Annotated in this window: 25 protein-coding genes; 11 read left to right on the forward strand and 14 right to left on the reverse strand. The window is 68.8% G+C overall.

The window, feature by feature from the left end; all coding sequences use genetic code 11:
- Nucleotides 1-27 precede the first annotated feature (27 nt).
- Nucleotides 28-843, forward strand: coding sequence for a metallophosphoesterase family protein (locus DMH03_RS08745; RefSeq protein WP_125791382.1), 816 nt, complete (start codon nucleotides 28-30; stop codon nucleotides 841-843).
- Nucleotides 844-930: 87 nt separating this feature from the next.
- Here DMH03_RS08745 and DMH03_RS08750 read toward each other — a convergent pair whose 3' ends face one another.
- The gene (locus tag DMH03_RS08750; protein ID WP_125782065.1) at nucleotides 931-1305 is read right to left on the reverse strand and encodes a YccF domain-containing protein; all 375 of its coding nucleotides are present in this window, start codon (nucleotides 1303-1305) and stop codon (nucleotides 931-933) included.
- Nucleotides 1305-2066, reverse strand: a complete 762-nt coding sequence (locus tag DMH03_RS08755) for a PhzF family phenazine biosynthesis protein (RefSeq protein WP_125791615.1) — start codon at nucleotides 2064-2066, stop codon at nucleotides 1305-1307. Before DMH03_RS08755 ends, DMH03_RS08750 begins: the two co-directional genes overlap by 1 nt.
- A gap of 133 nt (nucleotides 2067-2199) precedes the next feature.
- On the opposite strand from DMH03_RS08755, the gene DMH03_RS08760 reads away from it, so the two are divergent.
- A complete protein-coding gene (locus DMH03_RS08760; RefSeq protein ID WP_125791383.1) occupies nucleotides 2200-3858 on the forward strand; it encodes an AMP-binding protein in 1659 nt (552 codons plus the stop codon).
- A 77-nt stretch (nucleotides 3859-3935) separates the two neighbouring features.
- Nucleotides 3936-5081 (forward strand): hypothetical protein, encoded by a 1146-nt coding sequence (locus tag DMH03_RS08765; RefSeq protein WP_125791384.1) that lies wholly within the window; start codon nucleotides 3936-3938, stop codon nucleotides 5079-5081.
- Between the two features lie 118 nt (nucleotides 5082-5199).
- On the opposite strand, the gene DMH03_RS08770 is transcribed toward DMH03_RS08765, so the two are convergent.
- Together DMH03_RS08770 and DMH03_RS08775 are read right to left on the reverse strand one after the other, a co-directional pair.
- On the reverse strand, nucleotides 5200-6171 hold the full coding sequence (locus tag DMH03_RS08770; RefSeq protein ID WP_125791385.1) for a R2-like ligand-binding oxidase: 972 nt from the start codon (nucleotides 6169-6171) through the stop codon (nucleotides 5200-5202).
- Entirely contained in the window at nucleotides 6168-6779 is a 612-nt protein-coding gene (locus DMH03_RS08775; protein WP_199748727.1) for a TetR/AcrR family transcriptional regulator, read from the reverse strand. Before DMH03_RS08775 ends, DMH03_RS08770 begins: the two co-directional genes overlap by 4 nt.
- Before the next feature lie 94 nt (nucleotides 6780-6873).
- Here DMH03_RS08775 and DMH03_RS08780 point away from each other — a divergent pair, with 94 nt between their 5' ends.
- Nucleotides 6874-7527, forward strand: a complete 654-nt coding sequence (locus DMH03_RS08780) for an HAD family hydrolase (RefSeq protein ID WP_125791386.1) — start codon at nucleotides 6874-6876, stop codon at nucleotides 7525-7527.
- Here DMH03_RS08780 and DMH03_RS08785 read toward each other — a convergent pair.
- Nucleotides 7463-7708: a hypothetical protein gene (locus DMH03_RS08785; RefSeq protein ID WP_125782053.1), complete on the reverse strand. Its 246-nt coding sequence runs from the start codon at nucleotides 7706-7708 to the stop codon at nucleotides 7463-7465. The two genes, DMH03_RS08780 and DMH03_RS08785, sit on opposite strands and share 65 nt — an antisense overlap.
- A gap of 132 nt (nucleotides 7709-7840) precedes the next feature.
- On the opposite strand from DMH03_RS08785, the gene DMH03_RS08790 reads away from it, so the two are divergent.
- The gene (locus DMH03_RS08790) at nucleotides 7841-8227 is read left to right on the forward strand and encodes a cold-shock protein (RefSeq protein WP_125791616.1); all 387 of its coding nucleotides are present in this window, start codon (nucleotides 7841-7843) and stop codon (nucleotides 8225-8227) included.
- A 520-nt stretch (nucleotides 8228-8747) separates the two neighbouring features.
- Here DMH03_RS08790 and DMH03_RS08795 read toward each other — a convergent pair.
- Genes DMH03_RS08795 through DMH03_RS08805 form a run of 3 tightly spaced genes read right to left on the reverse strand, consistent with a single transcriptional unit; the run spans nucleotide 8748 to nucleotide 11994 of the window.
- Complete coding sequence (locus DMH03_RS08795; RefSeq protein WP_125791617.1) at nucleotides 8748-9212, reverse strand: DUF2771 family protein; 465 nt, start codon at nucleotides 9210-9212, stop codon at nucleotides 8748-8750.
- A 28-nt stretch (nucleotides 9213-9240) separates the two neighbouring features.
- On the reverse strand, nucleotides 9241-11178 hold the full coding sequence (locus DMH03_RS08800) for an MFS transporter (RefSeq protein ID WP_125791387.1): 1938 nt from the start codon (nucleotides 11176-11178) through the stop codon (nucleotides 9241-9243).
- A 51-nt stretch (nucleotides 11179-11229) separates the two neighbouring features.
- Entirely contained in the window at nucleotides 11230-11994 is a 765-nt protein-coding gene (locus DMH03_RS08805; RefSeq protein ID WP_125791388.1) for a glutaminyl-peptide cyclotransferase, read from the reverse strand.
- Between the two features lie 49 nt (nucleotides 11995-12043).
- On the opposite strand from DMH03_RS08805, the gene DMH03_RS08810 reads away from it, so the two are divergent.
- Nucleotides 12044-13006 carry a DUF3027 domain-containing protein gene (locus tag DMH03_RS08810; RefSeq protein WP_125791389.1) on the forward strand — a complete coding sequence of 321 codons (963 nt, stop codon included), beginning with the start codon at nucleotides 12044-12046 and terminating at the stop codon, nucleotides 13004-13006.
- Nucleotides 12996-15803 carry a sacsin N-terminal ATP-binding-like domain-containing protein gene (locus tag DMH03_RS08815; RefSeq protein WP_125791390.1) on the forward strand — a complete coding sequence of 936 codons (2808 nt, stop codon included), beginning with the start codon at nucleotides 12996-12998 and terminating at the stop codon, nucleotides 15801-15803. The genes DMH03_RS08810 and DMH03_RS08815 overlap by 11 nt, the downstream gene beginning before the upstream one ends.
- Before the next feature lie 70 nt (nucleotides 15804-15873).
- On the opposite strand, the gene DMH03_RS08820 is transcribed toward DMH03_RS08815, so the two are convergent.
- Nucleotides 15874-16101, reverse strand: a complete 228-nt coding sequence (locus tag DMH03_RS08820; protein ID WP_125791618.1) for a DUF2530 domain-containing protein — start codon at nucleotides 16099-16101, stop codon at nucleotides 15874-15876.
- Nucleotides 16102-16181: 80 nt separating this feature from the next.
- On the opposite strand from DMH03_RS08820, the gene DMH03_RS08825 reads away from it, so the two are divergent.
- From DMH03_RS08825 to DMH03_RS08840, 4 genes are all read left to right on the forward strand, one after another.
- Nucleotides 16182-17639 (forward strand): NCS2 family permease, encoded by a 1458-nt coding sequence (locus tag DMH03_RS08825; RefSeq protein ID WP_125791391.1) that lies wholly within the window; start codon nucleotides 16182-16184, stop codon nucleotides 17637-17639.
- A gap of 67 nt (nucleotides 17640-17706) precedes the next feature.
- Nucleotides 17707-18138, forward strand: coding sequence for a MarR family winged helix-turn-helix transcriptional regulator (locus DMH03_RS08830; RefSeq protein WP_037317984.1), 432 nt, complete (start codon nucleotides 17707-17709; stop codon nucleotides 18136-18138).
- Nucleotides 18139-18245: 107 nt separating this feature from the next.
- Nucleotides 18246-19505, forward strand: coding sequence for an MFS transporter (locus DMH03_RS08835; protein WP_125791392.1), 1260 nt, complete (start codon nucleotides 18246-18248; stop codon nucleotides 19503-19505).
- Nucleotides 19502-19939, forward strand: a complete 438-nt coding sequence (locus DMH03_RS08840) for a hypothetical protein (RefSeq protein ID WP_125791393.1) — start codon at nucleotides 19502-19504, stop codon at nucleotides 19937-19939. Before DMH03_RS08835 ends, DMH03_RS08840 begins: the two co-directional genes overlap by 4 nt.
- Here DMH03_RS08840 and DMH03_RS08845 read toward each other — a convergent pair.
- The 5 genes from DMH03_RS08845 to DMH03_RS08865 all read right to left on the reverse strand — a co-directional run bounded on the left by DMH03_RS08845 (nucleotide 19936) and on the right by DMH03_RS08865 (nucleotide 25168).
- Entirely contained in the window at nucleotides 19936-20949 is a 1014-nt protein-coding gene (locus tag DMH03_RS08845; protein ID WP_125791394.1) for a hypothetical protein, read from the reverse strand. The two genes, DMH03_RS08840 and DMH03_RS08845, sit on opposite strands and share 4 nt — an antisense overlap.
- Before the next feature lie 662 nt (nucleotides 20950-21611).
- Nucleotides 21612-22601: a hypothetical protein gene (locus tag DMH03_RS08850; RefSeq protein WP_125791395.1), complete on the reverse strand. Its 990-nt coding sequence runs from the start codon at nucleotides 22599-22601 to the stop codon at nucleotides 21612-21614.
- Nucleotides 22602-22646: 45 nt separating this feature from the next.
- Nucleotides 22647-23486, reverse strand: coding sequence for an SDR family NAD(P)-dependent oxidoreductase (locus DMH03_RS08855; protein ID WP_125791396.1), 840 nt, complete (start codon nucleotides 23484-23486; stop codon nucleotides 22647-22649).
- A 217-nt stretch (nucleotides 23487-23703) separates the two neighbouring features.
- Nucleotides 23704-24453, reverse strand: a complete 750-nt coding sequence (locus tag DMH03_RS08860) for an arylamine N-acetyltransferase (RefSeq protein ID WP_125791397.1) — start codon at nucleotides 24451-24453, stop codon at nucleotides 23704-23706.
- A 91-nt stretch (nucleotides 24454-24544) separates the two neighbouring features.
- Nucleotides 24545-25168 (reverse strand): superoxide dismutase, encoded by a 624-nt coding sequence (locus tag DMH03_RS08865; protein ID WP_037317970.1) that lies wholly within the window; start codon nucleotides 25166-25168, stop codon nucleotides 24545-24547.
- Between the last annotated feature and the right edge of the window lie 84 nt (nucleotides 25169-25252).

A 25252-nucleotide genomic window follows, 5' to 3' on the forward strand; every position in this document is an offset into this window, starting at 1 on the left:
CGGATGCGGAGGGCTTATCGTCAGACGATGCACGACGATCAGCCCGCGCCCCCGACCTATGTGGTCGGTGACGTGCACGGACACCGGGACGAGCTTGCCGAGACGCTCCGGGAGAAAGGGCTGCTCGACTCCGACGACGACTGGGCCGGTGGCGAAGCGACCCTCTGGTTCCTCGGCGACTTCGTCGACCGTGGACCCGACGGCGTCGGCGTGATCGACCTGGTGATGCGGCTCGAAAGGCAGGCCGCCGCGGCGGGCGGGCGCTGCGGGACGCTGCTGGGCAACCACGAGATCCTGCTGCTCGGGATGTACCACTTCGGCGACACGGAGGTGCCGTCCGACTTCGGGCCGCGCAGCTTCGCCCGCAGCTGGGAGATCAACGGCGGACTGCTCGAAGACCAGGACCGGCTGACTCCGCAGCACATCGAATGGCTGAGCTCCCGCCCGATGCTGACGCTGGCCGCGGACCACCTGCTGATGCATTCGGACACGCTCGAGTACCTCGGGTGGGGCGAGAACATCGACGAGATCAACGCGCGTGGCCGCGAGATCCTCCAAGGAAGCGACATCCAAGCCTGGTGGGACGTGTGGCGGCGGATGACCACGCGCTACGCCTTCCGCGGCCCCGAAGGCGCCGACGTCGCGCAACAGCTCATGGACCGGCTCGGCGGCGAGCGGATCGTGCACGGGCACAGCGTCATCGCCGACCAACTTGGCATCCACCCCGCGCAGATCGAGGGGCCGTACCTCTACGCGGGCGGGAAGGCGCTGGGGATCGACGGCGGGTTGTTCGTCGGCGGCCCTTGCCTCATCGTTTCGCTGCCTTGGGAGCCCGAAGACTGAGTCTCACACGTCCCCGAGCGTGCTATGAACGGACCGTTCCTTGCAAAATTTGCAAGGAACGGTCCGTTCATAGCGTTGGCGGAGGTCCTACGGCAGCTCCACGATCTCCTTGCCCAGCGGCATCAGCGAGACCGGGATCATCTTGAAGTTCGCCACGCCCAGCGGGATCCCGATGATCGTGATGCACAGCGCGACCCCGGTCAGCACATGCCCGATGGCGAGCCAAAGCCCGGCGAAGAGGAACCAGATGACGTTGCCGATCGTCGACGCGGCCCCGGAGTCGCGCCGGTCCACCACGGTGCGGCCGAACGGCCAGAGCGCGTAGGCCGCGATCCGGAACGACGCCAGCCCGAACGGGATGGTGACGATCAGGATGCAGCAGATGACACCGGCGACGATGTAGCCGAGTGCCATCCACAGGCCGCACAGCACGAGCCAGATGACGTTCAGGATCAGGCGCATCAGACGTGCAACTCCCCGCTGGCCACGGTGACCGCCTGCCCCGAAAGCAGGACGCGGTCGCCTTCGAGATTCATCCGTACGATGCCGCCGCGGGCCGAGGCCTGTTCGCCGACGAGCTTGTCCCGGCCGAGGCGAGCGGCCCAGTACGGCGCGAGGACGCAGTGCGCGGAGCCGGTGACGGGGTCTTCGTCGATGCCGACGCCCGGCGCGAAGAACCGGGTGACGAAGTCGATCCCGTCGACGTCGCCGGGGGCGGTGACCATCAGCCGCCCGTTCCAGTGCCCGCGCAGCGCGGCCAGGTCCGGTGCGAGCGAGCGCACCACAGACGCGTCGTCCACCACCGCGAACAGGTTGTGCTTACTGCGCCCGACGTACTCGAAGGAGACGCCCGGCAGGATCGGCGACAGGTCGTCGTCCGACTCGCGGGGCGGATCCGACGGGAAGTCCATCGACACCCAGCCGTCTTCGGCGCGGCAGCGCAACTCGCCGCTTCTCGTCGTGAAGGTCTGCTCGCCGCCGAGGACGTGTGTGGTCGCCAACGTCGCGTGCCCGCACAGGTCGACTTCGGTCTCCGGCGTGAACCAGCGAAGCGACTTCGGGCCTTCGCCACCAACCTCGACGAAGGCCGTCTCGGCGTGCTTCAACTCGGCGGCGACCGACTGCATCCAGCCCGCGTCGCCCGGCGAGTCCAGCAGCACCACGCCGGCGGAATTACCGGCGAAGGCTTCGGAGGTGAAGGCGTCGACGATGTAGAGGCGCATGATCCCGACGATATCGGCCACGGCCCGGCCCGGCCTCCGGGTTTCCCCTGAGGTGGTCTCCACTTGCAGGTGGCCGTGGTCACGCCACGTTCTTAGACTCGACGCGTCGATGCCGCCGAACGCAGGAGTCTCCATGCCCGACGCCCCCGCACTACCGGCTTACGCATCGGGAATCTCGGACACCCCGCTGCTGGGGGACACCATCGGGGACAACTTCGATCGCACCGTCGCCGCCTTCGGTGACCGGGACGCGCTCGTCGACCGGGCGGCCGGGAAACGCTGGACCTACGACGAACTCGCCGCCGAGGTGAACGCGCTCGCGCTGGGCCTGCTGGACCTCGGGATCGCCAAGGGCGACCGCGTCGGCATCTGGTCGCCGAACCGGTGGGAGTGGACCTGCGTCCAGTACGCGACCGCGAAGATCGGCGCGATCCTGGTCAACATCAACCCGGCGTACCGTTCGCACGAACTCGAGTACGTGCTGAACCAGGCCGGGATCAAGCTCATCGTGGCCGCGAACTCGTTCAAGACCTCGGACTACGCGGGCATGATCGCCGAAGCGGGGCCGAAATGCCCGGCGCTGGAACACGTCGTGCTGCTCGACGGCCCCGCGTGGCCCTCACTGCTGGAGATCGGTGCCAAAGCCGATCACGCGCCGCTGGCCAAGCGCCAGAGCGAGCTTTCCGCGGACGACCCCATCAACATCCAGTACACGTCCGGCACCACGGGTTTCCCCAAGGGCGCCACGCTCAGCCATCACAACATCCTCAACAACGGCTACTTCGTCGGCGAACTCTGCAACTACACCGAAGCCGACAAGATCTGCATCCCGGTGCCCTTCTACCACTGCTTCGGCATGGTGATGGGCAATCTCGCGGCGACGAGCCACGGCGCGTGCATGGTCATCCCGGCGCCCGCGTTCGAGCCGAAGGCCACCCTCGAAGCCGTCGCGGCCGAGAAATGCACGTCCCTGTACGGGGTTCCGACGATGTTCATCGCCGAACTGGCCGACCCGGATTTCGCTTCCCACGACCTGTCCTCGCTGCGCACCGGGATCATGGCGGGCTCGCCTTGCCCGGTCGAGGTGATGAAGCAGGTCATCGATCGGATGGGTATGGCGGAGGTGTCGATCTGCTACGGCATGACCGAGACGTCGCCGGTGTCCACGCAGACGCGCGCGGACGATTCGGTGGAGCGGCGGGTGTCGACGGTCGGCCGGGTCGGGCCGCATCTGGAGGTCAAGGTCGTCGATCCGGAGACCGGGCTGACCGTGCCGCGCGGCGAACCGGGCGAACTCTGCACCCGCGGCTACTCGGTGATGCTCGGTTACTGGGAGCAGGCCGACAAGACGGCCGAGGCGATCGACGCGGCGCGGTGGATGCACACCGGCGACCTCGCGATCATGGACGCCGACGGGTACGTCAACATCACCGGCCGGATCAAGGACATGGTCATCCGCGGCGGCGAAAATCTGTACCCGCGTGAGATCGAGGAGTTCCTCTACACCCACCCGGACATCCTCGACGCGCAGGTCATCGGCGTCCCGGACGAGAAGTACGGCGAAGAACTGATGGCGTGGGTCCGCATGCGCGAGGGCGCGGAGCCGCTGACGGCCGAAGCGGTGCGGGAATTCTGCGAGGGGAAGCTGGCGCGCTACAAGATCCCGCGGTACGTCCATGTCGTCGAGGAGTTCCCGATGACGGTCACCGGAAAGGTGCGCAAGGTCGAAATGCGCGCGGAGTCGATCAGCATCCTCGGGCTGGAAAAGGCGGCCGCCGCCAAGCACGCCTGACATATCGAGGCAACCTGTCACAGTTTTGACGCGTGTTCCCTTCGCGGTGGATCCGAACCGCCGCGAAGGGGAGAAAAATGAAACTCGAGCGAAGCAGAAGAGTTCTCGCCCTGGGTGCCTCGCTGGTCGTCCTGCCGCTGATGCTGCCCGGCCTGGCGGCCGCCGGCGCCGCGACCGCCCCGATCGACCTCGGAACCCTGCCGGGAGACCAGTACAGCCAGGTCAACGCGGTCAACGACGACGGGGTCATGGTCGGCTCGTCGACGCCGCTGGAAGGCCAGATCAAGTACCACGCGGCGAAATGGGACGCGCAAGGCCGCATTTCCGCGTTGCCGAGCCTCGGCGGCGAGCAGAGCAAGGCGATGGACGTCAACAGCACCGGGGTCGCGGTCGGCTGGGCGGACGAGGACTTCTCGAACCGGGCGGCGGTCGAATGGTCACCGGACGGGACGGTCACCGCGCTGCCGTACCTGCCCGGCGGGGATTACGCGACCGCGAACGCGATCACCGACGGCGGGGTGATCGTCGGCGCCGGACGGGCCGCGGACGGCAAGATCCACGCCGTGCGGTGGAATCCGGACGGCCAGGTGGTGGACCTCGGCGGACTGCCGGGCGGTTCCTACGCCAACGCGGATTGGATCACGCCGGACGGCCGGACCATCGCCGGAACGGCGTCCGACTCCGCCGGGCGCAACCACGTCGTGCGCTGGAACCTCGCCGGTGCGATCACCGATCTTTCCCCCGGCAACCCGTACAGCACCCCGGAGGACATGAACGACTTCGGCGTGATCGTCGGCAGTGCCGAGCTGAACGGCAATCCGAAGCCCGTGCGATGGGAGCTCGACGGTCGGATGACCTGGCTGGAGTATCCGGAGAGCGGCCCGGCCTGGGCGAACGCGGTCAACGACGCCGGTGCCGCCGCCGGCGGCGGGTACCTGGTGTTCGGCACGGAGAGCCCGGTCAAGTGGGACCGGGCGGGAACTCGGACGACGCTCTCGACCCAACGCGGACTGGGTTACGACATCGACCCGGCCGGGACGGTCGTCGGACTGGAGAACAACATCGCGACGAAGTGGGATTCGGCAGGCACGCGGACGGTCCTCGGCACGCTGCCGGGTGGTACCTACAGCGTCGCCGACCACATCACGGCTAACGGGATGATCGTCGGCCTGTCCGACAACGAGAACGGCCGCACGCACGCCGTCTACTGGCCTGCCGGGTGACCTCCGAACGCGCGTGAAGGCCCCCTTCCTCCATCCATGCCCCCGCCACCGCCCTCAACGGACGCGCTGGCGCGCGCATGCCTGATTCCATCAGCCGAGGGAAGGGGGCCTTCACGCGTCAAGCCGCGGTGTTGGCGGCCGCCTCGGCGATCGCCTTCGCGTCTTCTTCGCCGAAGGTCTCTTCGAGGTTCTCCGGCGAATAGTCGAGGTCGATCTGCTCGACCGGCATCCCGCGCGCGGATTCGATCGCGCCGAGACGCCGCTGCGCCCGGTCGGCCGCGTACTGGATGATCTCCTCCGGATCGTTGTCGAACGGGATCTCCTCGAACTGGTCCTGAACCCACTGGATCATGCCCAGCGCGTGGGGGAGCAGTTCGCCCATCCGCTGCTGCACCGCGTCCCACAGCGAGTCGTCCCCGGCGACGTGACGGCGGCAGGTGAAGGTGCCCCAGGCCATGTGGCGGCGTTCGTCGTCGCCGATGCGGCGCACCAGTTCCTGCATTCCCGGCAGGATGTCGTGCTGGGTGCAGATCAGCTGCCACGAGTAGTACCCGGTCAGCGCGAGACTGCCTTCGATGACGTGGTTGTAGGTGACGCTCGCGCGGATCTGGTTGAGCGGACTGGGATCGTCCTCCAGCGCCCGCAGCGACTGCGGCAGCTCCTCGTAGAAAAGCTTGCGGTAGTGGGGATTCTCCGCGACGTACGGATGCAGGTCCTCGGTGAGCCCGACGGCGTCCATCCAGCGGCGGAACACCTCGGTGTGCTTGGCCTCTTCGAAACAGAACTGCGTCAGGTACATCTCGTCGCCGAAGCGGCCCGTCGCGGACATCGCCCGCATGAACGGCTGGATGTCTTCGGTGACGGCCTCTTCCCCCGCGATGAACTGCGCCACCAGGTAGGTCGCCGACCGCTGCTGCTCCGGGTTGAGGGTGTCCCAGCCCTCGCGTTCACGGGAGAAGTCGATGTCGGCGGGGTTCCAGAACTTGTTGTTGCCCTTGACGAACAGCCGCAGCGGGAACGAGTCCCAGTTCAGCCCGCCCTTGCGCAGTGAGGAAAAACCGGTCCGCAGCTCGGAAAGAGTGCCGGTCATGACGTCCCCTTCGAATCGGTGGTCAGCGCCCGTATCGCGGGTGCCAGCACGGCGACAACGGAAGCCGCCGCCTCGTCGGCCGAATGCGTCGGCATGACGAGATGGGACAGGGAGAGCCGCACGACGGTCTCCGCCAGCAGCGCGGCGGACTCCGGCGAGAGTGACGGCTCGAACTCGCGGTACTGCCCGGCCGCGACCTCGGTGGCCGCGGTCAGGATCGGTTCGCCCTTGGTGGTGAGCAGCGGAAGGAGGTCCTCGCCCGCTTCGGTGCCCAGCGTGGTGGCGACGAGCCGGTTCTCGCGGGCGTGCTCGATCGTGTAGACGACCGCCTCGCGGATCCCGTCGCGCAGATCCCGCGCGTGCTGGACGCGCAGCCGGATGCCCTCCAGGAATTCCGACGTCGTCCGGAGGACCACGGCCTGGGCGAGCGCGGCCTTGGTGCCGAACTCGTTGTAGACGGTCTGCCTGCTCACCCCGGCGCGCGCGGCGACGTCCGCCATCCGCAGGGCCGTGAAGCCGTGTTCGGTGAGCAGTTCGGTGGCCGCGTCGAGCAGCGCCTCCCGCAGAGAGGCCTTGGTCCGGTCGGAGAAGCTCGTGATCTCGCCCACACTTCCAGCTTGACACAGATCACATCGATGTCAAAGAAATTGACGAGCATCCATCCGGTGTAAATCAGTCGGTGGTGGCGGCTACCGTGATCGGGTGGGCATCACCGTGGGGTTCGACCTCGACATGACCTTGATCGATCCGCGGCCGGGCATGGTCGCGGTGATGAACGCGCTCGGCGTGGAGTCCGGCCTGCCGCTGGACGGCGAGTTCTTCGCGGCCAACCTGGGCCCGCCCCTAGACGACAGCCTGCGCGGCTTCGGGGCGCCGGAGGAACGCATCCCGGAGCTGGTGGCACGGTTCCGCGCGATGTATCCGGAGACCGTCGTGCCGGTGACGGTCGCGATGCCCGGGGCGGCCGAATCACTGCACGCGGTCCGCGAGGCGGGCGGGCGCACGGTCGTGGTCACCGGCAAATACGCGCCCAACGCCAAACTCCACCTGGACGCCCTCGGACTCGAGGTCGACGTCCTGGTCGGAGAGCTGTGGTCGACGGAGAAGGCCGCCGCGCTCACCGAGCACGGCGCCCGTGTCTACGTCGGGGACCACCTCGGCGACATCCGCGCCGGCCTGGCGGCGGGCGCCGTCCCGGTCGGGGTCACGACGGGCCCGTGCACCAAGGACGAACTGCTCGCGGAAGGAGCCGACGTGGTGTTCGACTCGCTGACCGAGTTCCCCGGCTGGTTCAGCTCTTTCGGCGAGCCTCGCGAACCAGGGCGATCAGGCCGAGGGCCAGCCCCAGCGGAGTGATGACGCCCGCCGCGGCGGACAGCCACACCGGCAGGTTCTCCAGTCCGGCGGCGAACAGGACGAACACCGCTGTGACGGCGATCATGCCGAGCGCGAACAGGCCGATGCCCACGCGCATCAGGATCGGTTTGCCGGGCTTTTCGGGGACGGCCACAGCGGCCTCCTTTACTGCGGTCTCCATGAACCAAAGGGTATCCGGCGGTATCCGCTTCTCCACAGGGCATGTGTCGAGATACGCTTATGGGACGCGCGCCCTGGGTACGCCCCCGGGCGCGTTCGTTGTGAGCGGGACAGCAAAGGATTGGTGAGGGAAGTGCCGACCGGCAAGGTCAAGTGGTACGACGCGGAAAAGGGTTTCGGTTTCGTCACCCAGGATGGGGGCGCCGACGTCTACATCCGCAAAGCCGCGCTGCCACAGGGCGTCGAAGGACTCAAGGCCGGGCAGCGCCTCGAGTTCGGTGTCGCCGACGGCCGCCGCGGGCCGCAAGCGCTCTCCGTCCGGCTGCTGGACCCGCCGCCCTCGGTCGCCGAGGCGCGCGGCGACCCCGCCGAGGAGCTGCACGGGCTCATCGAGGACATGATCAAGCTGCTCGAGCTCAAGGTGCAGCCGGACCTGCGGCGCAACCGCTACCCGGACCGCAAGAACACCAAGCAGATCGCCGAGATCATGCGCGCCGTGGCCAGGGACCTCGATCCCTGATCGGCGCCCGTCTTCAAGCGCCATGAACGGTCCGTTACTTGCAAATTTTGCAAGTAACGGACCGTTCATAGCGTTTACGGCGCGCACGGTGCCTTAGGTACCTGCCGGATTCTGACCGCGGTCGGCCGTTGGGTGCCCCGGTCCGTGAAGGCCTCCTTCGCTACCTTGAGGGCCAGGGTCCCGGCAAAGTCGAGATCCTGCAGTTCAGGCGACTATTCCTGCACTGTCGCGGGGCGCCGGCAGGGCTTCAGTGTTCACAAGGGACACCACCGGACGATCAAGTGTCCGATTGATGCCGCTATGTACGTTTCCGCGCGGGGTCGTGAGTGGCAATGAGGGTTAGAACGACATTTGCCACTCACGACCCCCTTTGCGAAACCGCGCAAGTCGCCCAAATCGGGCACATCTGTCTCGAAAAGTGTCCCTTGTGGACAGCCAAGAGCCGGGTGAGGCTCCTTGCGTACCTTCACGCGATCAGCCCAGGAGGAAGCCCGCGCGATAGCAAAGGTCCCTTGCTCCCTCAGGCGGCCGGCGCCTCGACCTGCAGCGACCAGATCGCCGTCGTGACCGCCTCGGCGTCCTCCGGACGTCCGGTCTGGCTGATCACCGAAGCCTGCGCGACCTCGACGACGAGGATCTGGTCGTCGGGCCGGGGTGTCGTCACGGTGTAGGCGAACCGGTCCAGCGACGTGATGATGTCCTGCTTGAGCTCCTGCGGCTCGCCCTTGCCGTTCACATACTGCACCGTGACCTTCCACGGCGTTTCCGCGATCGCGCTCGGCACGGAGATCTGCACCGGCTTCCCCGGCCGGATGCGGAGCTTGCCCGCGGCGTCGGGTTTGGTCGTGCACTGGGCGCTCTTGATGTCGCAGGAGGCCAGCGGGGTGACGTTCACCGTGTTGCCGTCGGCGAAGAAGGTCACCTCTTCGGGGGCCGGGGCCGAACAACCGGCCACCACGAAACCACCCGCCGCGAGCAGGGCCAAAATACGAAGTCGCCGCATACGGTGAAGATTACGAGCCCGGCCGCCACCGGGAGTCACCGGGCTGCGAGGGGATCGGCGATTCGCTGGTCGGCTCCGGGCGCAGCGGCCGGTCGCCGCCGAGTCCCGGGATCAGCGAAGTGCCGCGCCGGACCATGAACGTCTGCGTGAACCCGACGGCCAGCAGGATCGAAAGCACCAGGAACCCGATCCAGTATGTCGGCGGCAGCAGCAGGCCGACGGCACCGCCGAAGCACCAGGACATCTGCAGCACGGTCTCCGACCGGCCGAACGCCGACGCGCGCGACTCTTCGGGCAGGTCTTCCTGGATGACGGCGTCGAGGCTGATCTTCGCCAGCGCGCTCGCGGTCGCGCCGACAAGTGCGACGATCGCCGCCGTCGCCAGGCCTGCCGCCACGGTGGCGATGACCGCGATGCCGAGACAGGCTCCGACGCAGGCCAGGATCACTTGATCCGGTTTGCCGAAGTGCAGCCGGGAGCCGAGCGCGTTCCCCAGGAAACCGCCGGCGCCCGCCGCGGCGCCGATGATGCCGAGCAGCAGCAACTGGTCGAACGGGCTCTGCCCGCTGCCCTCGGCCTGCGCCTTCACCGCGAACGCGGAGAACATCATCAGGAACCCGGTCAGCACGCGGACGGTGCCGTTGCCCCACAGCGAGACGACGATCTGCCGCCCCATCGGCTGACGCTGCTTCTTGACCCGCCGCTCGGGATGCGCGGACAGCGAAGCGGGCACCTCGCCTTCGGTCTTCTCGACCCAGGACGGGATGCGCATCGACTGCACCGCGGCCGCGACACAGATCACCATGGTGAACCACAGCGCGCCCTGCGAGCCCCAGATCGCGTTGACCCCGCTCGCCAGCGCGCCGAACGCGCCGGCGGCGATCAGGCCGAACACGGTGAGCCGCGCGTTCGTCTTCGAAAGGGTGATCTCGGGCGGCAGCACCCGTGGGGTCATCGCGGCCTTGAGCACGGTGAACGACTTCGAGAGCACCATCATGCCCAGCGCCGCCGGGTACAGGAGCCAGTCGTCGAAGTGCAGCGCCATCACGATCGCCATCAGCGCCTGGCCTGCCGAAGACACGCACATGGCGAGACGGCGGCCGCGCTGGATCCGGTCCAGCGCCGGGCCGATCACCGGCGCGACCAGCGCGAACGGGGCGATCGTGATGAGCAGGTAGAGCGCGACCTTGCCCTTGCTCTCCCCGCTGGTGGCGGCGAAGAACAAGGTGTTGGCCAGCGCGATCGCCATCGCCGCGTCGCTGGCGTAGTTCAGCATCACCGCGTACGTCAGCGAAGTCAGGCCCGATTTGTCGGCGCCGTCCGCCTTCGTGGCGCGCTGGAACGCGCCGACGGCCTGTCCGGTGAGCTGACGGCTGCGCATCGCCGCGACCCGGGTGACCGTGATCTTCTTCGGCATCTTCGGCAGGGAACCCGCCCGCGGCGGGACCGCGGTCGTCGGGTTCTCCTGCGGCAGCTCTTCGGCGTAGCGCGGCTCGCCCGCGTAGCCGCCGGTGTCGTAGTGCTCGTACTCGCCGCTGCCCGGCGGGTGGTCGTCGTAGAACCCGCCCGGACGACGCCGGACGGGTTCGGTCTGCCGCTGCGAGGGATCCGGATACGGCCGCGCGCCGCGGGGAGGTGTCCGCGGCGGTGGCGGCGGTGGCTGGTGGTGTCCCATCGGGATCGCGCTGGTGCGCGCCTCGTCCGCGGTGGGTCCGGCCGGATGCGGCTGGTACTGGGGCTGGTGCGGCGGCTGGGGGCGGGCCGCGCGCGGCGGGGCGGGCGGCACCGGCTGCTGGTCGACCCTGGTCGGCGGCGGCGCGGACCAGTTGCGTGCCTGGGCGGAGCCGGGCTCCGGCGTCCACTTCCGCTTGCTCTTGCGGCCACGCTCCTTGCCCGACCGGCCGGAGGGCGTGCCGTCGGGTCCAGAGTTCGAGCCGAAGATTCCCACCCTGCAATCCTGCCTTACGCGGGACCCGCTTCGCGCGTTCACCACTGCTTTCTAGGCGGCAGGGACGAATTTCACGCGGAACATCCGTGGCCAGAGCTTGCCGGTGAGCACGAACTCGTCGGTCCCGGGCACCGCCGCGATGCCGTTGAGGACGTCGGCGGAACCCCGCTCGGCCTGTTCGAGCAGCCCCGACGCGTCGATCTCGCCGGTGACCCGCCCGGTCGCGGCGTCGATCCGCAGGATCCGGTCCGTCTGCCAGACGTTCGCGTACACGGAGTCCCCGACGCATTCCAGTTCGTTCAGCTGGTCACGCCCGACGTCTACGCCGCCCGTCGGAGCGAAGGACACGGGGTCGCGGAAGGTCAGCTTCGACGAGCCGTCGCTCATCACCAGCTGTCCTGTGCTCTCGCGATGACACAGGCCCCAGCCCTCACCGGTGTAGTTCACCCGCCTGAGCTCGGCCAGCGTCTTGGCGTCGCGTTCGATCGCGACGCCGTCCTGCCAGGTGATCTGCCAGACCGTCGGCCCGAGCACGGTGATGCCCTCGCCGAACAGGCCGGGCAGGTCCTGCCGGACCGTCGGCGCCGCGCCGGCGGGCCCGGCCCGCATCGACGACTTCCCGACCAGGCCGGTCCCCTCGTACAGCGTCTCACCGGAGAACTCGAGGCCCTGAGTGAAGGCGGCCGGGTCGTGAGGCAGCTTCGACAGCACCTGCACCTTGAACTTCTCCGGTGGGGCAGCCTCGCTCACCGGCGCGGCGGCGCAGCCACCGAGGACGGCGGCCAGCAGGAGCGACATGGTCATCAGCGTGCGCACGCGGACAGCCTGACACGGACCGCGATATCGCGTGCGGCAGAATGGGGGCATGACCCTGCTGTTGACCCTGGACGACGGCTCCATCCAGCGCAAACTCGCCGAGGCGGTCGATCTCGCCCGCACCGCGGTGCTGGCGGACGCCGGTGCCGAACAGGTCGGCGCGCACGTCGGCGTCGACCGGGAGGACGCGGTTTCCGCGAGCCACCTGTTCGAGGCGACCGTGTCGGGTTATCGAGGTTGGCGCTGGTCGGTCACGGTCGCCCTCGCCGGCGAGGAAGAGCCGATCACGGTCAGCGAGGTCGTGCTGATCCCCGGTCCGGAAGCGCGTGTCGCCCCGGCGTGGGTGCCGTGGGATCGCCGCGTCCAGGCCGGCGATCTCGGTGTCGGCGACATCTTCCCGGTGGAGAAGGACGACCCGCGGCTCGCCCCGGCGTACCTGCAGTCCGACGACCCCGCGGTCGAAGAGGTCGCCAAGGAGGCCGGCCTCGGCCGGGTCCACGTGCTGTCGCGGCACGGCAGGCTCGACGCCGCCGCGCGCTGGCACAGCGGTGAGTTCGGCCCGCGGTCGGACATGGCGCGCAGCGCGCCGGACGTCTGCGGGAGCTGCGGCTTCTTCGTGCCGCTCGCCGGGTCGCTCAGCGCGGCCTTCGGCGCGTGCACCAACGACATCTCCCCGGCGGACGGTCACGTCGTCGACGTCGAGTACGGCTGCGGCGCGCACTCCGAGATCGAGGTCGAGGTGACCTCGTCGGTGCCGGTCGCGGAACTGGTCTACGACGACTCGCTGATCGACTTCGAGCCCATGCCGGAAGCGCCCGCCGCGCCTGAAGCTGCGGAGCCCGAAGCCGCTGAGGCCGAGCCCGCCGAGGCCACGGTCGTCGACGAGTCCGAGGCCCCGGTGGTCGAGGCACCCGAGACCGCCGAAGTCCAGCCGGAGGTCGAGCCCGAGGCCGTCGCTGTGGACAGCGCCGACGAAGCGCAGGTCGAAGCCGAAAGCGCCAGTGAGCACTGACCCGTTCGGCACCGAGCGGCTGCGCGCCGCCGTCCTGCGAGCGTGGGCCGACTCGCCGACGCGCTTCACCGAGGACACGAACACCGAGAACGACCTGCGGGTCGGCGGCTACCGTGACCGGTTGTTCGTCGAGCTGGCGCAGAACGCCGCCGACGCCGCCTTGGCCGCCGGCGAACCCGGCACGCTCCGGGTGTCCATTGTGGATGGTGAGCTGAGGTTCGCCAACACAGGTGCGCCGCTGGACGCGCGCGGCGTCGAATCCCTTGCCTCCCTTCGTGCTTCGGGCAAGGGGGAGGAGACCGTCGGCCGGTTCGGCGTCGGGTTCGCCGCCGTGCTCACCGTTTCCGCCGAGCCGCGGATCGTTTCGGCGACCGGCGGGGTCGCGTTCTCCGCGGCACGCACGCGGGCCGAAGCCGGCCGCACCGGTGACGTTCCCGTGCTCCGGCTTCCGTGGCCGGTCGCGGACGACGAACCTCCGGTGCCCGAAGGTTTCACCACCGAGGTCCGGCTTCCGCTGCGTGAGGGCGTCGACAGCCGAGCACTGCTGGCGGAGCTGAAGAACGACATCGGCGACCTCCTGCTCACCCTGTCCTGGCTGGAGAGCATCGAGGTCGAGGGCGGTGTCTGGCGCCGGTCCGATCTCGGTGACGGCGTCGTCGAGCTCACGTCACCGGACGGCTCCGAGCACTGGCAGGTCCACCGCGGCGACGTCGTCTGGGCCGTCCCGCTGGACGACGCCGGTTCGCCGCGGCCGCTCGGCGAAGACGTCCTGCACGCGCCGACCCCCACCGACGACGAGCTTTCCCTGCCCGCGAGGCTGATCGCGACGCTGCCGATCGAGCCGTCACGCCGTCGCGCGCTGCCGGGCCCGGAGCTGACCGCGGCGCTGAAGAACGCCGCACGGGAGTACGTCGCTCTCGTTTGTTCCTTGCCCGCCAAGGAACGTCTGCTGCTCGTGCCGGGTGGCGGCTTCCCGCGTTCCACTGTGGACGGAACGCTGCGGGAGTCCATCCTCGAAAATCTCGCCGACTCGCCCTGGCTTCCCGCGCAAGTAGGTGACGACTTGCCGGGACGCCGGGCGCGTGTCCTGTCGGTGGACGTACCGGGGCTGGCGCCGTTGCTGGCCGATCTCGTGCCCGGACTGATTTCCCTGTCCGGTGTGGACCTTCGCGCCGTCGGTGCGCAGTCGCTTTCCCCGGCCGAAGCCATCGAGCAGCTGACCGGGATCCAGCGCGAGCCGTCGTGGTGGCGCTCGCTCTACGACGTGCTGCTCCCGGCGCTCGAAGCGCACGACCTCACCAAGGACGACCTCGGCGCCTTGCCGGTGCCGATGTCGGACGGCCGCACTCTGCCCGGCGTGCGCGACGCGTTGCTCGTCGGCGGCTCGGCGGAACTGCTCGAACTGCTGTCCGATGTGGACATTCTCGGGCTGCGGCTCGTGCATCCGGCGGCCGCACATCCGTTGCTGGAACGCTTGGGCGCCAAGCACGCCGAGGCGAGTGACCTGTTGGAGGCCGACGCGCTGAGCGCAGCCGTCGAGCGCAGCGCCGAAGACGTCCGGTCCGGTTTGGACGGTATGGCGCTCGCAGGTGCGGTGCTCCGCCTGATCGCCGAAGTCGGCGACGAGGCCCCCGAATGGGCCGGCGCGCTGGCGTTGCCGAGCGAGGACGGCTGGCGGCGCGCGGACGAACTCGTCCTGCCCACGTCGCCGCTGGGCGACATCTTCGATCCCGAGGTGTTCGAGGAAGACGGCGCCTTGTCCGTACTGGACGAGGAATTCGCCGAGGACTGGCCGACGGCCACGCTCGTCGCGGTCGGGGTACTCGATTCCTTCGCGATCATCACCGACGACGAACCGCTGGAACCCGAGCACGGCCTGCCCGACGAGCACGAATGGTGGGATTCGCGGGAGCGGCCGCCGTCACGGGTGCTCGCCGTACGCGATCTCGACCTCGTCGGCGACGACGCCTGGCCGGAGGCGCTGCGGTTGCTCGCGTCCCGTCCGGAAACCTGGCGTGCCCTCGCCGAACCCGGCGGGCACACCGGCTGGTGGCTCGCGCGGTACGCGCTGCTCGACGGGCACGCGCCGCTCGATTGGCGGATGCCGGAGGCAGCCGCGCTGGCCGGGCTCTACGACGTCGTCCCGGATTCGGGGCTGAGCAAGGAAATCCTGCTCGCCGCCGGGGTGCGGACAGAGCTGGGAACGGATGCCGAAGACGTCGAGGATCTCTTGGAGCGGCTGGGCGATCCCGAGCGCAAGGTGAGCCCCGGTCTCGCTTCCCGGGCGCACGCGGCACTCGCCGAGTACACAGTGGACGTCGCGCCGCCGGATCGTGTCCGGGCGGCGGACGGTTCGGCCGTCGACGCTCGCGACGCCGTCGTGCTCGACGTGCCGTGGTTCGCCGCCGTGCTGGCGCCGGACCGGATGGTCGTCTCGGCGAGCGGCGCCGCCGCGCTGGCGGAACTGCTGGATCTGCCGGTGGCGAGCGGTCTCGGCGCCAAGGTCACCGAGGGTGGCGAGTACGTGCCGTGGACGGAGCTTTCCGCGCTCCGGCTGGCCGCCGATCAGCTGGGCGTCGAACTGCCCGACGGCGGCGTGCTGCTGCACGAGTCGCTGACGGTGACCTTCGAGGACGCGGAGCACGAAGTCGCCTGGTGGTCCGACGGCACCCTGCACGCCGCCGACACCCCCGAAGGCCTCGGCCGCGCCTTCGCCTGGGCCACCGACCGGTGGGCCGACCGCCACGTGCTCACCGCCCTGCTCGACGACCCCTCGCCTTCGGCCCTGCTCAACTGACGCATTTCGTCCTCTGAACGCGGTCCTTGCGTGTGCAACTACCGCATTCAGAGGACTGAATGCGGGAAAGTCAGAAGCGTTGGGCGCCCTTCGAGCCCCGGCGGGCGGCGGCGCGCTGCCAGGCGATGATCGCGAGCCCGACGAAGCCGAGCACGAGGCCGGAGAACGCCGTCTGCACCCAGATGCCGTCGGTCACAAAGAACAGGACCACGGTCGCGACCGCCCAGAGCGAGGTACCTACGATCACGACCGGCGTCAGGTCGGTCAGCCGCTTCGGCAGCTCCGGCGTTGGCCGCAATGAACCGTTTACTTCCCCGGAATTGATCGATTCGCCCACGTGGGGAAGGGTACCCGGCAACGGGCGAAGGGTGGTACGCGATGGCGGAGCAGCGCACCCGGTCCACACTGGACCGGTTCTTCAAGATCAGCGAGCGCGGCTCGACACCGGGGCGTGAGGTCCGCGGCGGGATCGTCACCTTCTTCACGATGGCCTACATCGTCGTCCTCAACCCGCTGATCCTCGGCAGCTTCTCCGCGGACGACGCGGGCGCGCACAAGGACGTCCTCGGCAACATCCTCCCGGTGCCGCAGGTCGCCGCGGTGACCGCGCTGGTCGCCGGGGTGCTGACCATCATCATGGGCCTGGTCGCGAACTACCCGTTCGCCATCGCCACCGGCCTCGGCATCAACAGCCTGATCGCGGTCACCTTCGCCTCCCAGATGACCTGGCCCGAGGCGATGGGCCTGGTGGTGATCGAGGGGCTGGTCATCGTCCTGCTGGTCTTCGCCGGCATCCGCACGGCGGTGTTCAACGCCGTGCCGCCGCCGCTGAAATCCGCGATCGCGGTCGGCATCGGCCTGTTCATCTGCCTGATCGGCCTGGTCGACGCCGGATTCGTCCGCCGCGTCCCGGACGACGCGAAGACGACCGTGCCGGTGGGGCTCGGCATCAACGGTTCGATCGCGTCGTGGCCGACGCTGGTGTTCGTCGTCGGCCTGCTGGTCACCGGCATCCTGGTGGCGAAGCGGGTCAAGGGCGCGATCCTGATCGGTGTGCTCGCCTCGACCGTGCTGGCGATCGTCGTCGAGGCCATCACCAAGGTCGGTCCGTCGAAGGGCGTCAACCCGCTGGGCTGGAACCTCGGCTACCCGGCGCTGCCGGATCAGGTACTCGGCATGCCGGACCTCTCGCTGGTCGGCGAGATCTCCTTCGGCGCCTGGACGCGGCTGCCGATCATCACCGTCGTGCTGCTGGTGTTCACGCTGGTGCTGGCGGACTTCTTCGACACCATGGGCTCGATGACCGGGCTGGCGAAGGAAGGCGGCCTGCTTCCGCCGGACGGCAAACTCCCGAACGTCGGCAAGGCCCTGTTCGTCGACGGCACCGCCGCGGTGGCGGGTGGCTTCGCGTCGTCGAGTTCGAACACCGTCTTCGTCGAATCCGCGTCCGGTATCGCGGAGGGCGCCCGGACGGGACTCGCGAACGTCGTCACGGGCGTGCTCTTCATCGCGGCCATGTTCCTGACCCCGCTCTACCAGGTCGTCCCGGTCGAGGCCGCCGCTCCGGCGCTGGTCGTCGTCGGCGCGCTGATGATGAGCCAGGTCAAGGAGATCGACTTCGCCGACTTCACCATCGCGCTGCCCGCGTTCCTGACCATCGTGATCATGCCGTTCACCTACTCGATCGCGAACGGCATCGGCGCCGGCTTCGTCAGCTACGTCGTCCTCCGCTTGGTCGCCGGGAAGGCGAAGGGCGTGCACCCGCTGATGTGGGGCATCGCGCTGATGTTCGTGGCCTACTTCGCGGTCGGGCCGATCCAGGCCGCATTCGGCTGACCAGCGGTTTTGCCAGCCGTGGGCGATCTCACGGGCCGACGACCCGATCGTGAGGTAAGCTAACTATATGTCCGGAGACACGCACGAGCGCTCATTGGCGAGCCGCCTGCGTCTCGCGGTGGTGCGGCTCAATCGACGGCTGCGGGCCCAGCGGGCCGGTGACGGCATCTCGCTGACCCAGGTTTCCGCGTTGTCGACGCTGCACAAATGCGGTGCGCTGACCCCTGGCCAGCTCGCCGCGAAGGAAGGCGTCCAGCCGCCCTCGATGACGAGGGTGATCGCCGCGCTCGAGGAGATGGGTTACGTCGAGCGCAGGCCGCATCCGACCGACGGCCGCCAGGCCATCGTCGAGTTGTCCGATCGCGGCCGGGCCTACGTGATCGAGCAGATCACCGCGCGGGAGATCTGGCTGGACAAGCAATTGGCGGAGTTGAGCGCCGAAGAACGCGAAGTGCTCTCTCGCGCCGCCGAGATCATCGACAGGATGGCGGGGAACTAACAGCGGTGACGACCACGGGTAACGAAACACAGTGTCCTTCGAAGACCACCGTTACCCGGGAACCCGCTCCACCACCGCCTCCCGCGCCCGAGAAGCCGCGCGGGAGCATGTTCTCCTCGCTGAAGGTCCGTAACTACCGGCTCTTCTTCACCGGCCAGGTCATCTCGAACATCGGCACCTGGATGCAGCGCATCGCGCAGGACTGGCTGGTGTTCACCCTCAGCGGCAACGACCCGATCGCGCTCGGTATCGCGGTCGCGCTGCAGTTCCTGCCGACGCTGTTCCTCTCGTTGTGGGCCGGGGTGCTCGCCGACCGCGTCGACAAGCGGCGGCTGCTGATCGGCATCCAGATCGCCGTGCTGGCGCAGGCGGTCGTCCTCGGCGCACTCGACCTGAGCGGGATCGCCGCGCTCTGGCACGTGTATCTCCTCTGCTTCACGCTGGGCGTGACGGCGTCGCTGGAAGTGCCCGCGCGGCAGTCGTTCGTCGCCGAGATGGTCGGCAGGGACAAGGTCACCAACGCCGTCGCGCTCAACTCGTCGATCTTCAACATGGCCCGCATCGTCGGCCCGGCCATCGCGGGTTTCGCGATCACCTGGGTCGGCACCGGCTGGCTGTTCATGGCGAACGCGGTGAGCACGGGCGCCGTCATCGCCGCGCTGGTGATGATGAACCCGGAGAAGCTCTTCCGCGGCCCGGCCATCCCGCGCGAGAAGGGGCAACTCGTCGAGGGCCTGCGATACGTCCGGCGGCGCAGTGACCTGATGACCGTGATGGTGCTGGTGTTCTTCGTGAGCACGTTCGGCATCACGTACTTCACGTCGCTGCCGATCGTGGCCGCGAACGTCTTCCACACCAACGCTGACGGCTACGGCCTGCTGTCGACACTGGTCGCCGTCGGCACCTTCACCGGCGCGCTGATGTCGGCCCGCCGCAACACCCGCGGCGGTCCTCGCGTGCGGCTGCTGCTGATCTCGGCGTTCCTGCTCGGCGCGTTCGAAGTGGTCACCGCGTTCATGCCGACGTACCTGACCTTCGGCCTCGCGCTGATCCCGCTCGGCTTCGCCACGATCACCTTCCTGAACACGGCGAACGCGCTGGTGCAGACCGCGGTCAGCCCGGAGATGCGCGGCCGCGTGATGGGCCTGTACGTGCTGGTGCTGATCGGCGGCAACCCCGTCGGCGGCCCGATGACCGGCTGGATGGCCCACGCCTTCGGCGGCCGCTCGCCGTTCTACATCGGCGGCGCGATCTCGGCGATCGCCGCGGTGGTCTGCGCCGTCGTGCTGATCCGGCGCGGCGGGGTGAGCCTGCCGGTGCGGCGGTTCGGGAACGGGCTGCGCGTGCTGAAGCGGGAACGGGTGTGAACAGGCTCGGTGTCGAGCCGTCGGTGACGTCCTGGAACGACGGTGAGGCCCGCTTCCTGGACTGGACGATCGACGGCGTCGCGCTGCGCTCGATGGTTCCCGTGCAGGAGCAGACCCCGTTGTTCCTGGACGACGAACGGTGGCGTGAGTCGGCGGTCGAGACGCTTTCGCGGTTGCTCGGCCACCTGCCCGGCGATTTCGACGACGGCCGTGTCGCGCTGCTCTTCTGCCCGCTGTGCGGCGACTTGGGCTGCGGCGGGTACAGCGTCGAGGTCGTCTTCGGCGATGACGTGGTCGAGTGGCGGGCTTTCGGCCACCAGTACGACTACGAGCCCTTCGACCCCGATCAGGAGTTCTCGTTCACCGGGGCCCGATTCGACCGGAAGGCGTACGAGACCCTGCTCGGCGACCTCTTGTCGGATTACCGGGCCTAACGGCCGAGCAGCGGCGGCACCATCTTCTCGGCTAGCGCCGGGAGATCGCCGGTGCCCTTGAACTTCAGCGTCTGCCCGTCGGGGTCGTCGGTGAGCTGCACGACGACGCCTCGTTCGTCGACCTGAGCGGGCAGCCCGGCGATCGTCGTAGTCGGAACGACGGCCGTGGACAGCGCGCTGTAGTCCGCGGTCACGCCGTTCAGCTCGCACGCGGCGAAGAAGTTCGGCTTCGCCTTGTCGGCGGGCACGCCGAGCGCGCGGCCGAGTTCGCCGCACAACAGCCACGAGATCACCGGAAGCGGCCGGTCCTTGATCGGGCCCGGCTCGGTCTTCTCCAGTGGGATCTCGCCGTCTTCGCCGATTTTCGGCAACTTCGGCCCGGGCGGCATCGCACCGGCGATCAGCGCCTCGGCGAGCGCCTTCGCCTTCTCTTCCGATCCAGGGGTTTCGGTGGTCCTGCCGCGAACGGAGACGCGAAGCACCGGCGAGGCGCCGTTGTGCGGCGCGACCTCGACGAGTTCGACACTCAGGCTGGTGCCGTCCTTGTCCGTGGCGATGACCGCGAGCTTGCCCGCGACCGTGGTCCTCGTGGGCAAGCCCCGGCTCGTGTCCTCGGGCAGCCCGGCGATCATCTGCGCGCTGACGTCGAGCTTCGCCGTGACCGCGTGACAGGCCCCTCCCGCTTCCAGGAGCGTCGGGCCGCCGAGGATCTCCTCCCAGCGCTGCTCCGGGATCACCTGGCACAGCACCTGCGCGCCGGTCTCGTCGGTGAGCGCGGCCACCATCTCACCCGTCGGCATCAGGACCGGACGGAGCGCCTGCCCGGACGTGGACGGCCAGACCGCGGGCAGTTCGGCCTCGGGCTCGTCGTTTTCGTTCAGCACGGTGATGGCGACGACGACCCCCACCCCGAACAGCAGCAGGACACTGGTCAGCGCGCAACCCGCCCAGATCCACATCGGACGGTCGGTCTTGCGCGCGATGGCGCGGTAGTCGTGCGGGGTGGCCACGGGGAGAAGCTAGCCCGTCGGACGCCCGCTGTCCGGCGAAACGCCAACCCGATGGGTGGATGCGGAGAGTGGGCCTTCGGGAAGGGGTGCGGTAGACTTCGATCAGCGCTGGTTAGTAAACCGGCGAAGTGGACCCGGCAGCCTTCCGGACGGTGGGTGGGCCGGGTTTCGCGTATCCGGGACTCATACGGTTTTGACCTCTTCCCCTAGATGGCGAGCAGCGGTTCTTCGACCGCAGGTAGGTGTCGATACCCGAGGGCGCCGTGGCATCCGTGCTGCCGGACGGCCCGGTAGAGCACGACCACCGTCGCCACATCCAGCCTCTTTCCCTTGAGGGGTAAGGCAACGTGTCGTGTCTCGGGCGAGACGTGGGCTGGGTGACGCGACACCGCACTCGCGTGTTACGTCCCCAAGCACGCGAGTCACGCCTTGCCGAAGTACATGAAGGCCCCCTTCCTTGCGCCTAGCGCAAGGAAGGGGGCCTTCATGTACTTCACGACGGGCCACCAAGGTCACAGCCGTCCCACTGTTACCAGGGATCACATCCGACGGTAGCGAAAGCCTCCTTCGCTACCGTCAGAGTAGGCAAGGAGGCCCTCACTGCCGGGAGAACGCGTACGCAGGAGCCACATTGGGCGCACCGCGCGTCCGGCCGGGGAGCGTCAGCCGCCCAGTAGTGGCGGCAAGATCTTTCCCGCCAGTTCCCGTAGTTCCGCCTCCGAGCGATCCCGCCACGAGAACCGCAGCCCCTGCCCGGAACCGTTGTCCGTCACCAGAACGCTCAACTGCCCGCCGCTCTCCGAAGCCGGGCGGCCCGCCACCGGCTCACCCCGGGGCTCCGTCCGGAGGACGGCGTGCTCGACCCGGATGGGCGAGTCGTCCGTCGCGGTGGCCGTGCATTTCCCGTCGGAGTACGGCTCCGTGGCCTCGGCGGGAAGGCCGAGCGCGCGTTGGATCTGTGTGCACAGTTTCCACGAGATCTCGGGCAGCGGAGCGTCGAGGATGCCCGCGCCCGGCTCGACGGGTTTCCGTTCGATGACGTCACGTTCGTTCGCGGCGGGCAGTTTCGGGCCGGGTCCGAAAGCGCCGCCGAGTATCGCATCGGTCAGCCCGAGCAGGAGGCCTTCGCTCTGGTCGTGCTGCGGCGGGACACGCGTCCAGCTGGTCTCGATCCGCAGCACGCGCACGTCGGTGCCGGAGAGCTTGGCCTCCACAAAGGACGGTGAGCCGCCCAGGACGACGGTCGCCGGGCGTCCGGCGACGGTCACCTCTTTGCGTGTGCCCAGTCCTGGCGAGTCGGCCACGGCGGTCCGGTTCAAGGAGATCCGCACCCAGCTGTCCAGGCCGACGGCGTGGCACGACTCGCCGTGCTCCACCTCGCGCGCGACGTCGCCGCTCATCAGGGTTTTCCAGCGGTCCGCCGGGATCGCCTGGCACAGCACCTGGGCCGCGGTCTCCTGCGGCAGCGCCAGCAGGAACTCCCCGGACGGCATCGGCACCGGGCGCAGCGGACGGCCGTTCGCCGTCGGCCACTCCTTGGGGAGTTCCTTCGGCCCGAGCCCTTCTTCGTAGGTGTCGGCCTTCGTCATGCACCCCGCGCAGAGCCCGGCGATCACGATCGCCAGGAAACCCTTGACACCCCATGTGGTCACGCGCGCACGCTAGCGGATCGACGCAGGTCGGCGCCTCGAAAACGGTCACTTCCACCTGGCCGAGGGAGGCGGCTCCAGCGCCTCCCGCAGATCGCCGCCCAGCGCGTCCGCGATGTCTTCGGCGGTCCAGGCGTCGCGTTCGAGGACGGGATCCTTGATCGCGGTCTGTCGAAGGACGCACAGGATGTCACCGCGGAACCGGAGGATCTGCCCGGTGACCCCCGCCGAAAGGTCGCTGAGCAGGTACGTCACCAGCGGCGCCACCCGCTCCGGGGTGTGCTCCGGAGTCTGGACGACGGTCGGGTCGTTCCGGGCCATCCGCGTCCAGGCCACCGGCGCGACGGCGTTGACCCGGATGCCGTGTTCGGCCAGATCGGCCGCCCAGGACGCGGTCATGGACGCGACGGCGCCTTTCGAGGCCGAGTACGCGGCCGCGCGGCGCTGGCCGATCATCGAGCCGGAGCCCACGTTCACGATCACGCCGCCGCCCTGGTCGCGCAGCACTTTCGCGGCGGCGGTCCCGCAGAAGAGCGGGCCGAGCACGTTGACTTCGACCACTTCGCGCATCCGCGCCGGGTCGTCCGCCCAGGGGTCGGCCCGGTAGTTGACGCCGGCGTTGTTGACCAGGCCGTCGAGCCTGCCGAATTCGGTGACGCACTGGTCGATCAGCCCGGCGGCCAGTTCGGCGTCGGCGACCGAGCCGTCGTTGGACACGGCGCGCCCGCCCAGCGCGCGGATCTCCCTCGCGACCTCGTCCGCGAGCCCCGCTTCGACGTCGTTCACCACGACCGCCGCGCCCTGCGACGCCGCGTGATGCGCGAATGCCCTGCCCAGGCCTTGTCCGGCGCCGGTGACGACCACGGCCTTGCCGCTCAGAAGACTCATGAGGACAGTCTGCCGTCACTCGGAAGGGTGAGATCGGCGTCTCTCGGCCGAACCCCTTGCCCGGGGAGATGAGGTTAGGCTAACCTCATACATGTCCGCTTCGTGGTGGGAGCGGCAGTCAGTTCGGGAACGGACGAAGCCCCGCAACCGGGTCACCCCCGGAGGCGGGGCTTCGTTCATTCCGGCGGGTTCATGGTCGATGACCAGGGCGATTCGGTCAAGGCACCCGGGCGAGTTCGATCCCGAATTCCTTCCGGTAGGCGTCCAGGATCTCCTGCTCACTCGAAAGCTTGGTTTCCTCACGGACGCCGTGGGTCGTGACGATCAGCTTGCCACCTGCCAGCGTGACCCGGCCGTGCCTGGTCGGCAGCGAACAGGTCGGCCCCCGCGTGAAATGCGAGTCGGGTGACGTCGCCTGCCAGAACGACGTCGGGACGAACTCGTCCAGCGCCCGCGGCCGCCGCTCGATCCGGTACTGGGGCTTGCCGTCCTGGAGGACGTCGATGTCACCGTGGGGCGCGTCGAGGACCAGGAACTCGCCCTCCGGGTCGGCCTGCGCCTCGGTGGCGGACAGCCGCAGCGGAAACCGGCTGAACCGCCCGAAACCGACGTCGGCCAGCCACGGCTCGTCCAATTCGACGCTGACGACGGCGTGGTCGAACGGTGGCCCGAGGGTGCCGTCCGGCCGGAAGACCTTCGCCGACCTCAGGACGGCGTCGAAGCCCAGTTCCCGCAGCAAGGCGGCGAAGAGCCCGTTCAGCTCGTAACAGAAGCCGCCACGGCCCCGCCGGACGATCTTGTCGAACAGCGCCTCGGTGTCCAGGACGATCGGCTCGCCGAGGTGGATGCTCAGATTCTCGAACGGCACCGTCGCGAGATGGCGCTCCTGCAGCGTCCGCAGCGCGGCGACGTCCGCTGTGGCGGGCCTGTCGACTCCGAGTCGATCGAGGTATGCGGCGACGTCCATGCGTCAACCTTGACACCTCGACCGTGCTGGAGGTCAAGACGAAAAACGGGGCCCTCCCGGTTAGGGAGAGCCCCGTGTCGTGGCGAGAAGATCAGCCGAGCAGCAGGCCGTTGCCGCCGGCGACGGCGTTGTCGAACCGCTTGGAGATCTCGGCCCAGTTGAAGATGTTCCACAGGGCCTCGACGTACTTCGGCTTCACGTTCTTGTAGTCCAGGTAGAACGCGTGCTCCCAGACGTCGACCAGCAGGATCGGCGTGGTCGGCAGGACCAGGTTGTTGTGGTGGTCGCGCAGCTGCTGGGTGATCAGCGTCTTGCCGATCGGGTCCCAGGAGAGCGCGGCCCAGCCGTTGCCCTGGATCGTGGTGGCGACCGCGGTGAACTGCGCCTTGAACTTGTCGAAGGAGCCGAACGCCTCGTCGATCGCGGAGGCCAGCTCGCCGGTCGGCTTGTCGCCGCCTTCCGGGGAGAGGATCTTCCACCACACGACGTGGTTGGCGTGCCCGGCGAGGTGGAACGCCAGCGTGGTCTGCAGGCCGACGATGTCGCCGAAGTTGCCGGCCTCGCGGGCCTCGGCGATCTTGTCGAGCGTGTCGTTCGCGCCCTTGACGTAGGTCGCGTGGTGCTTGCTGTGGTGCAGCTCGTTGATCTCGCCGGAGATGTGCGGCGCCAGGGCGCTGTAGTCATAGTCGAGATCGGGGAGCACGTAGCGGGCCATCGGCCCTCCTTCTGTCTTCGACACAAGTTTCCAAGGACGAACTTAGTCGTCTTCACCCGTTCGCGGCGACCGGGGGCGCCGCGT

The sequence above is a fragment of the Amycolatopsis sp. WAC 01376 genome, assembly GCF_003947415.1.
Classification (GTDB): domain Bacteria; phylum Actinomycetota; class Actinomycetes; order Mycobacteriales; family Pseudonocardiaceae; genus Amycolatopsis.

What these genes read in the sequence shown, in the direction of transcription:
- DMH03_RS08745 (WP_125791382.1), top strand. Translation starts at nt 28, where the DNA reads ATGCACGACGATCAGCCCGCGCCCCCGACCTATGTGGTCGGTGACGTG.
- DMH03_RS08750 (WP_125782065.1), bottom strand. Translation starts at nt 1,305, where the DNA reads ATGCGCCTGATCCTGAACGTCATCTGGCTCGTGCTGTGCGGCCTGTGG.
- DMH03_RS08755 (WP_125791615.1), bottom strand. Translation starts at nt 2,066, where the DNA reads ATGCGCCTCTACATCGTCGACGCCTTCACCTCCGAAGCCTTCGCCGGT.
- DMH03_RS08760 (WP_125791383.1), top strand. Translation starts at nt 2,200, where the DNA reads ATGCCCGACGCCCCCGCACTACCGGCTTACGCATCGGGAATCTCGGAC.
- DMH03_RS08765 (WP_125791384.1), top strand. Translation starts at nt 3,936, where the DNA reads ATGAAACTCGAGCGAAGCAGAAGAGTTCTCGCCCTGGGTGCCTCGCTG.
- DMH03_RS08770 (WP_125791385.1), bottom strand. Translation starts at nt 6,171, where the DNA reads ATGACCGGCACTCTTTCCGAGCTGCGGACCGGTTTTTCCTCACTGCGC.
- DMH03_RS08785 (WP_125782053.1), bottom strand. Translation starts at nt 7,708, where the DNA reads ATGGAGACCGCAGTAAAGGAGGCCGCTGTGGCCGTCCCCGAAAAGCCC.
- DMH03_RS08810 (WP_125791389.1), top strand. Translation starts at nt 12,044, where the DNA reads ATGACCCTGCTGTTGACCCTGGACGACGGCTCCATCCAGCGCAAACTC.
- DMH03_RS08825 (WP_125791391.1), top strand. Translation starts at nt 16,182, where the DNA reads ATGGCGGAGCAGCGCACCCGGTCCACACTGGACCGGTTCTTCAAGATC.
- DMH03_RS08830 (WP_037317984.1), top strand. Translation starts at nt 17,707, where the DNA reads ATGTCCGGAGACACGCACGAGCGCTCATTGGCGAGCCGCCTGCGTCTC.
- DMH03_RS08835 (WP_125791392.1), top strand. Translation starts at nt 18,246, where the DNA reads ATGTTCTCCTCGCTGAAGGTCCGTAACTACCGGCTCTTCTTCACCGGC.
- DMH03_RS08855 (WP_125791396.1), bottom strand. Translation starts at nt 23,486, where the DNA reads ATGAGTCTTCTGAGCGGCAAGGCCGTGGTCGTCACCGGCGCCGGACAA.
- DMH03_RS08860 (WP_125791397.1), bottom strand. Translation starts at nt 24,453, where the DNA reads ATGGACGTCGCCGCATACCTCGATCGACTCGGAGTCGACAGGCCCGCC.
- DMH03_RS08865 (WP_037317970.1), bottom strand. Translation starts at nt 25,168, where the DNA reads ATGGCCCGCTACGTGCTCCCCGATCTCGACTATGACTACAGCGCCCTG.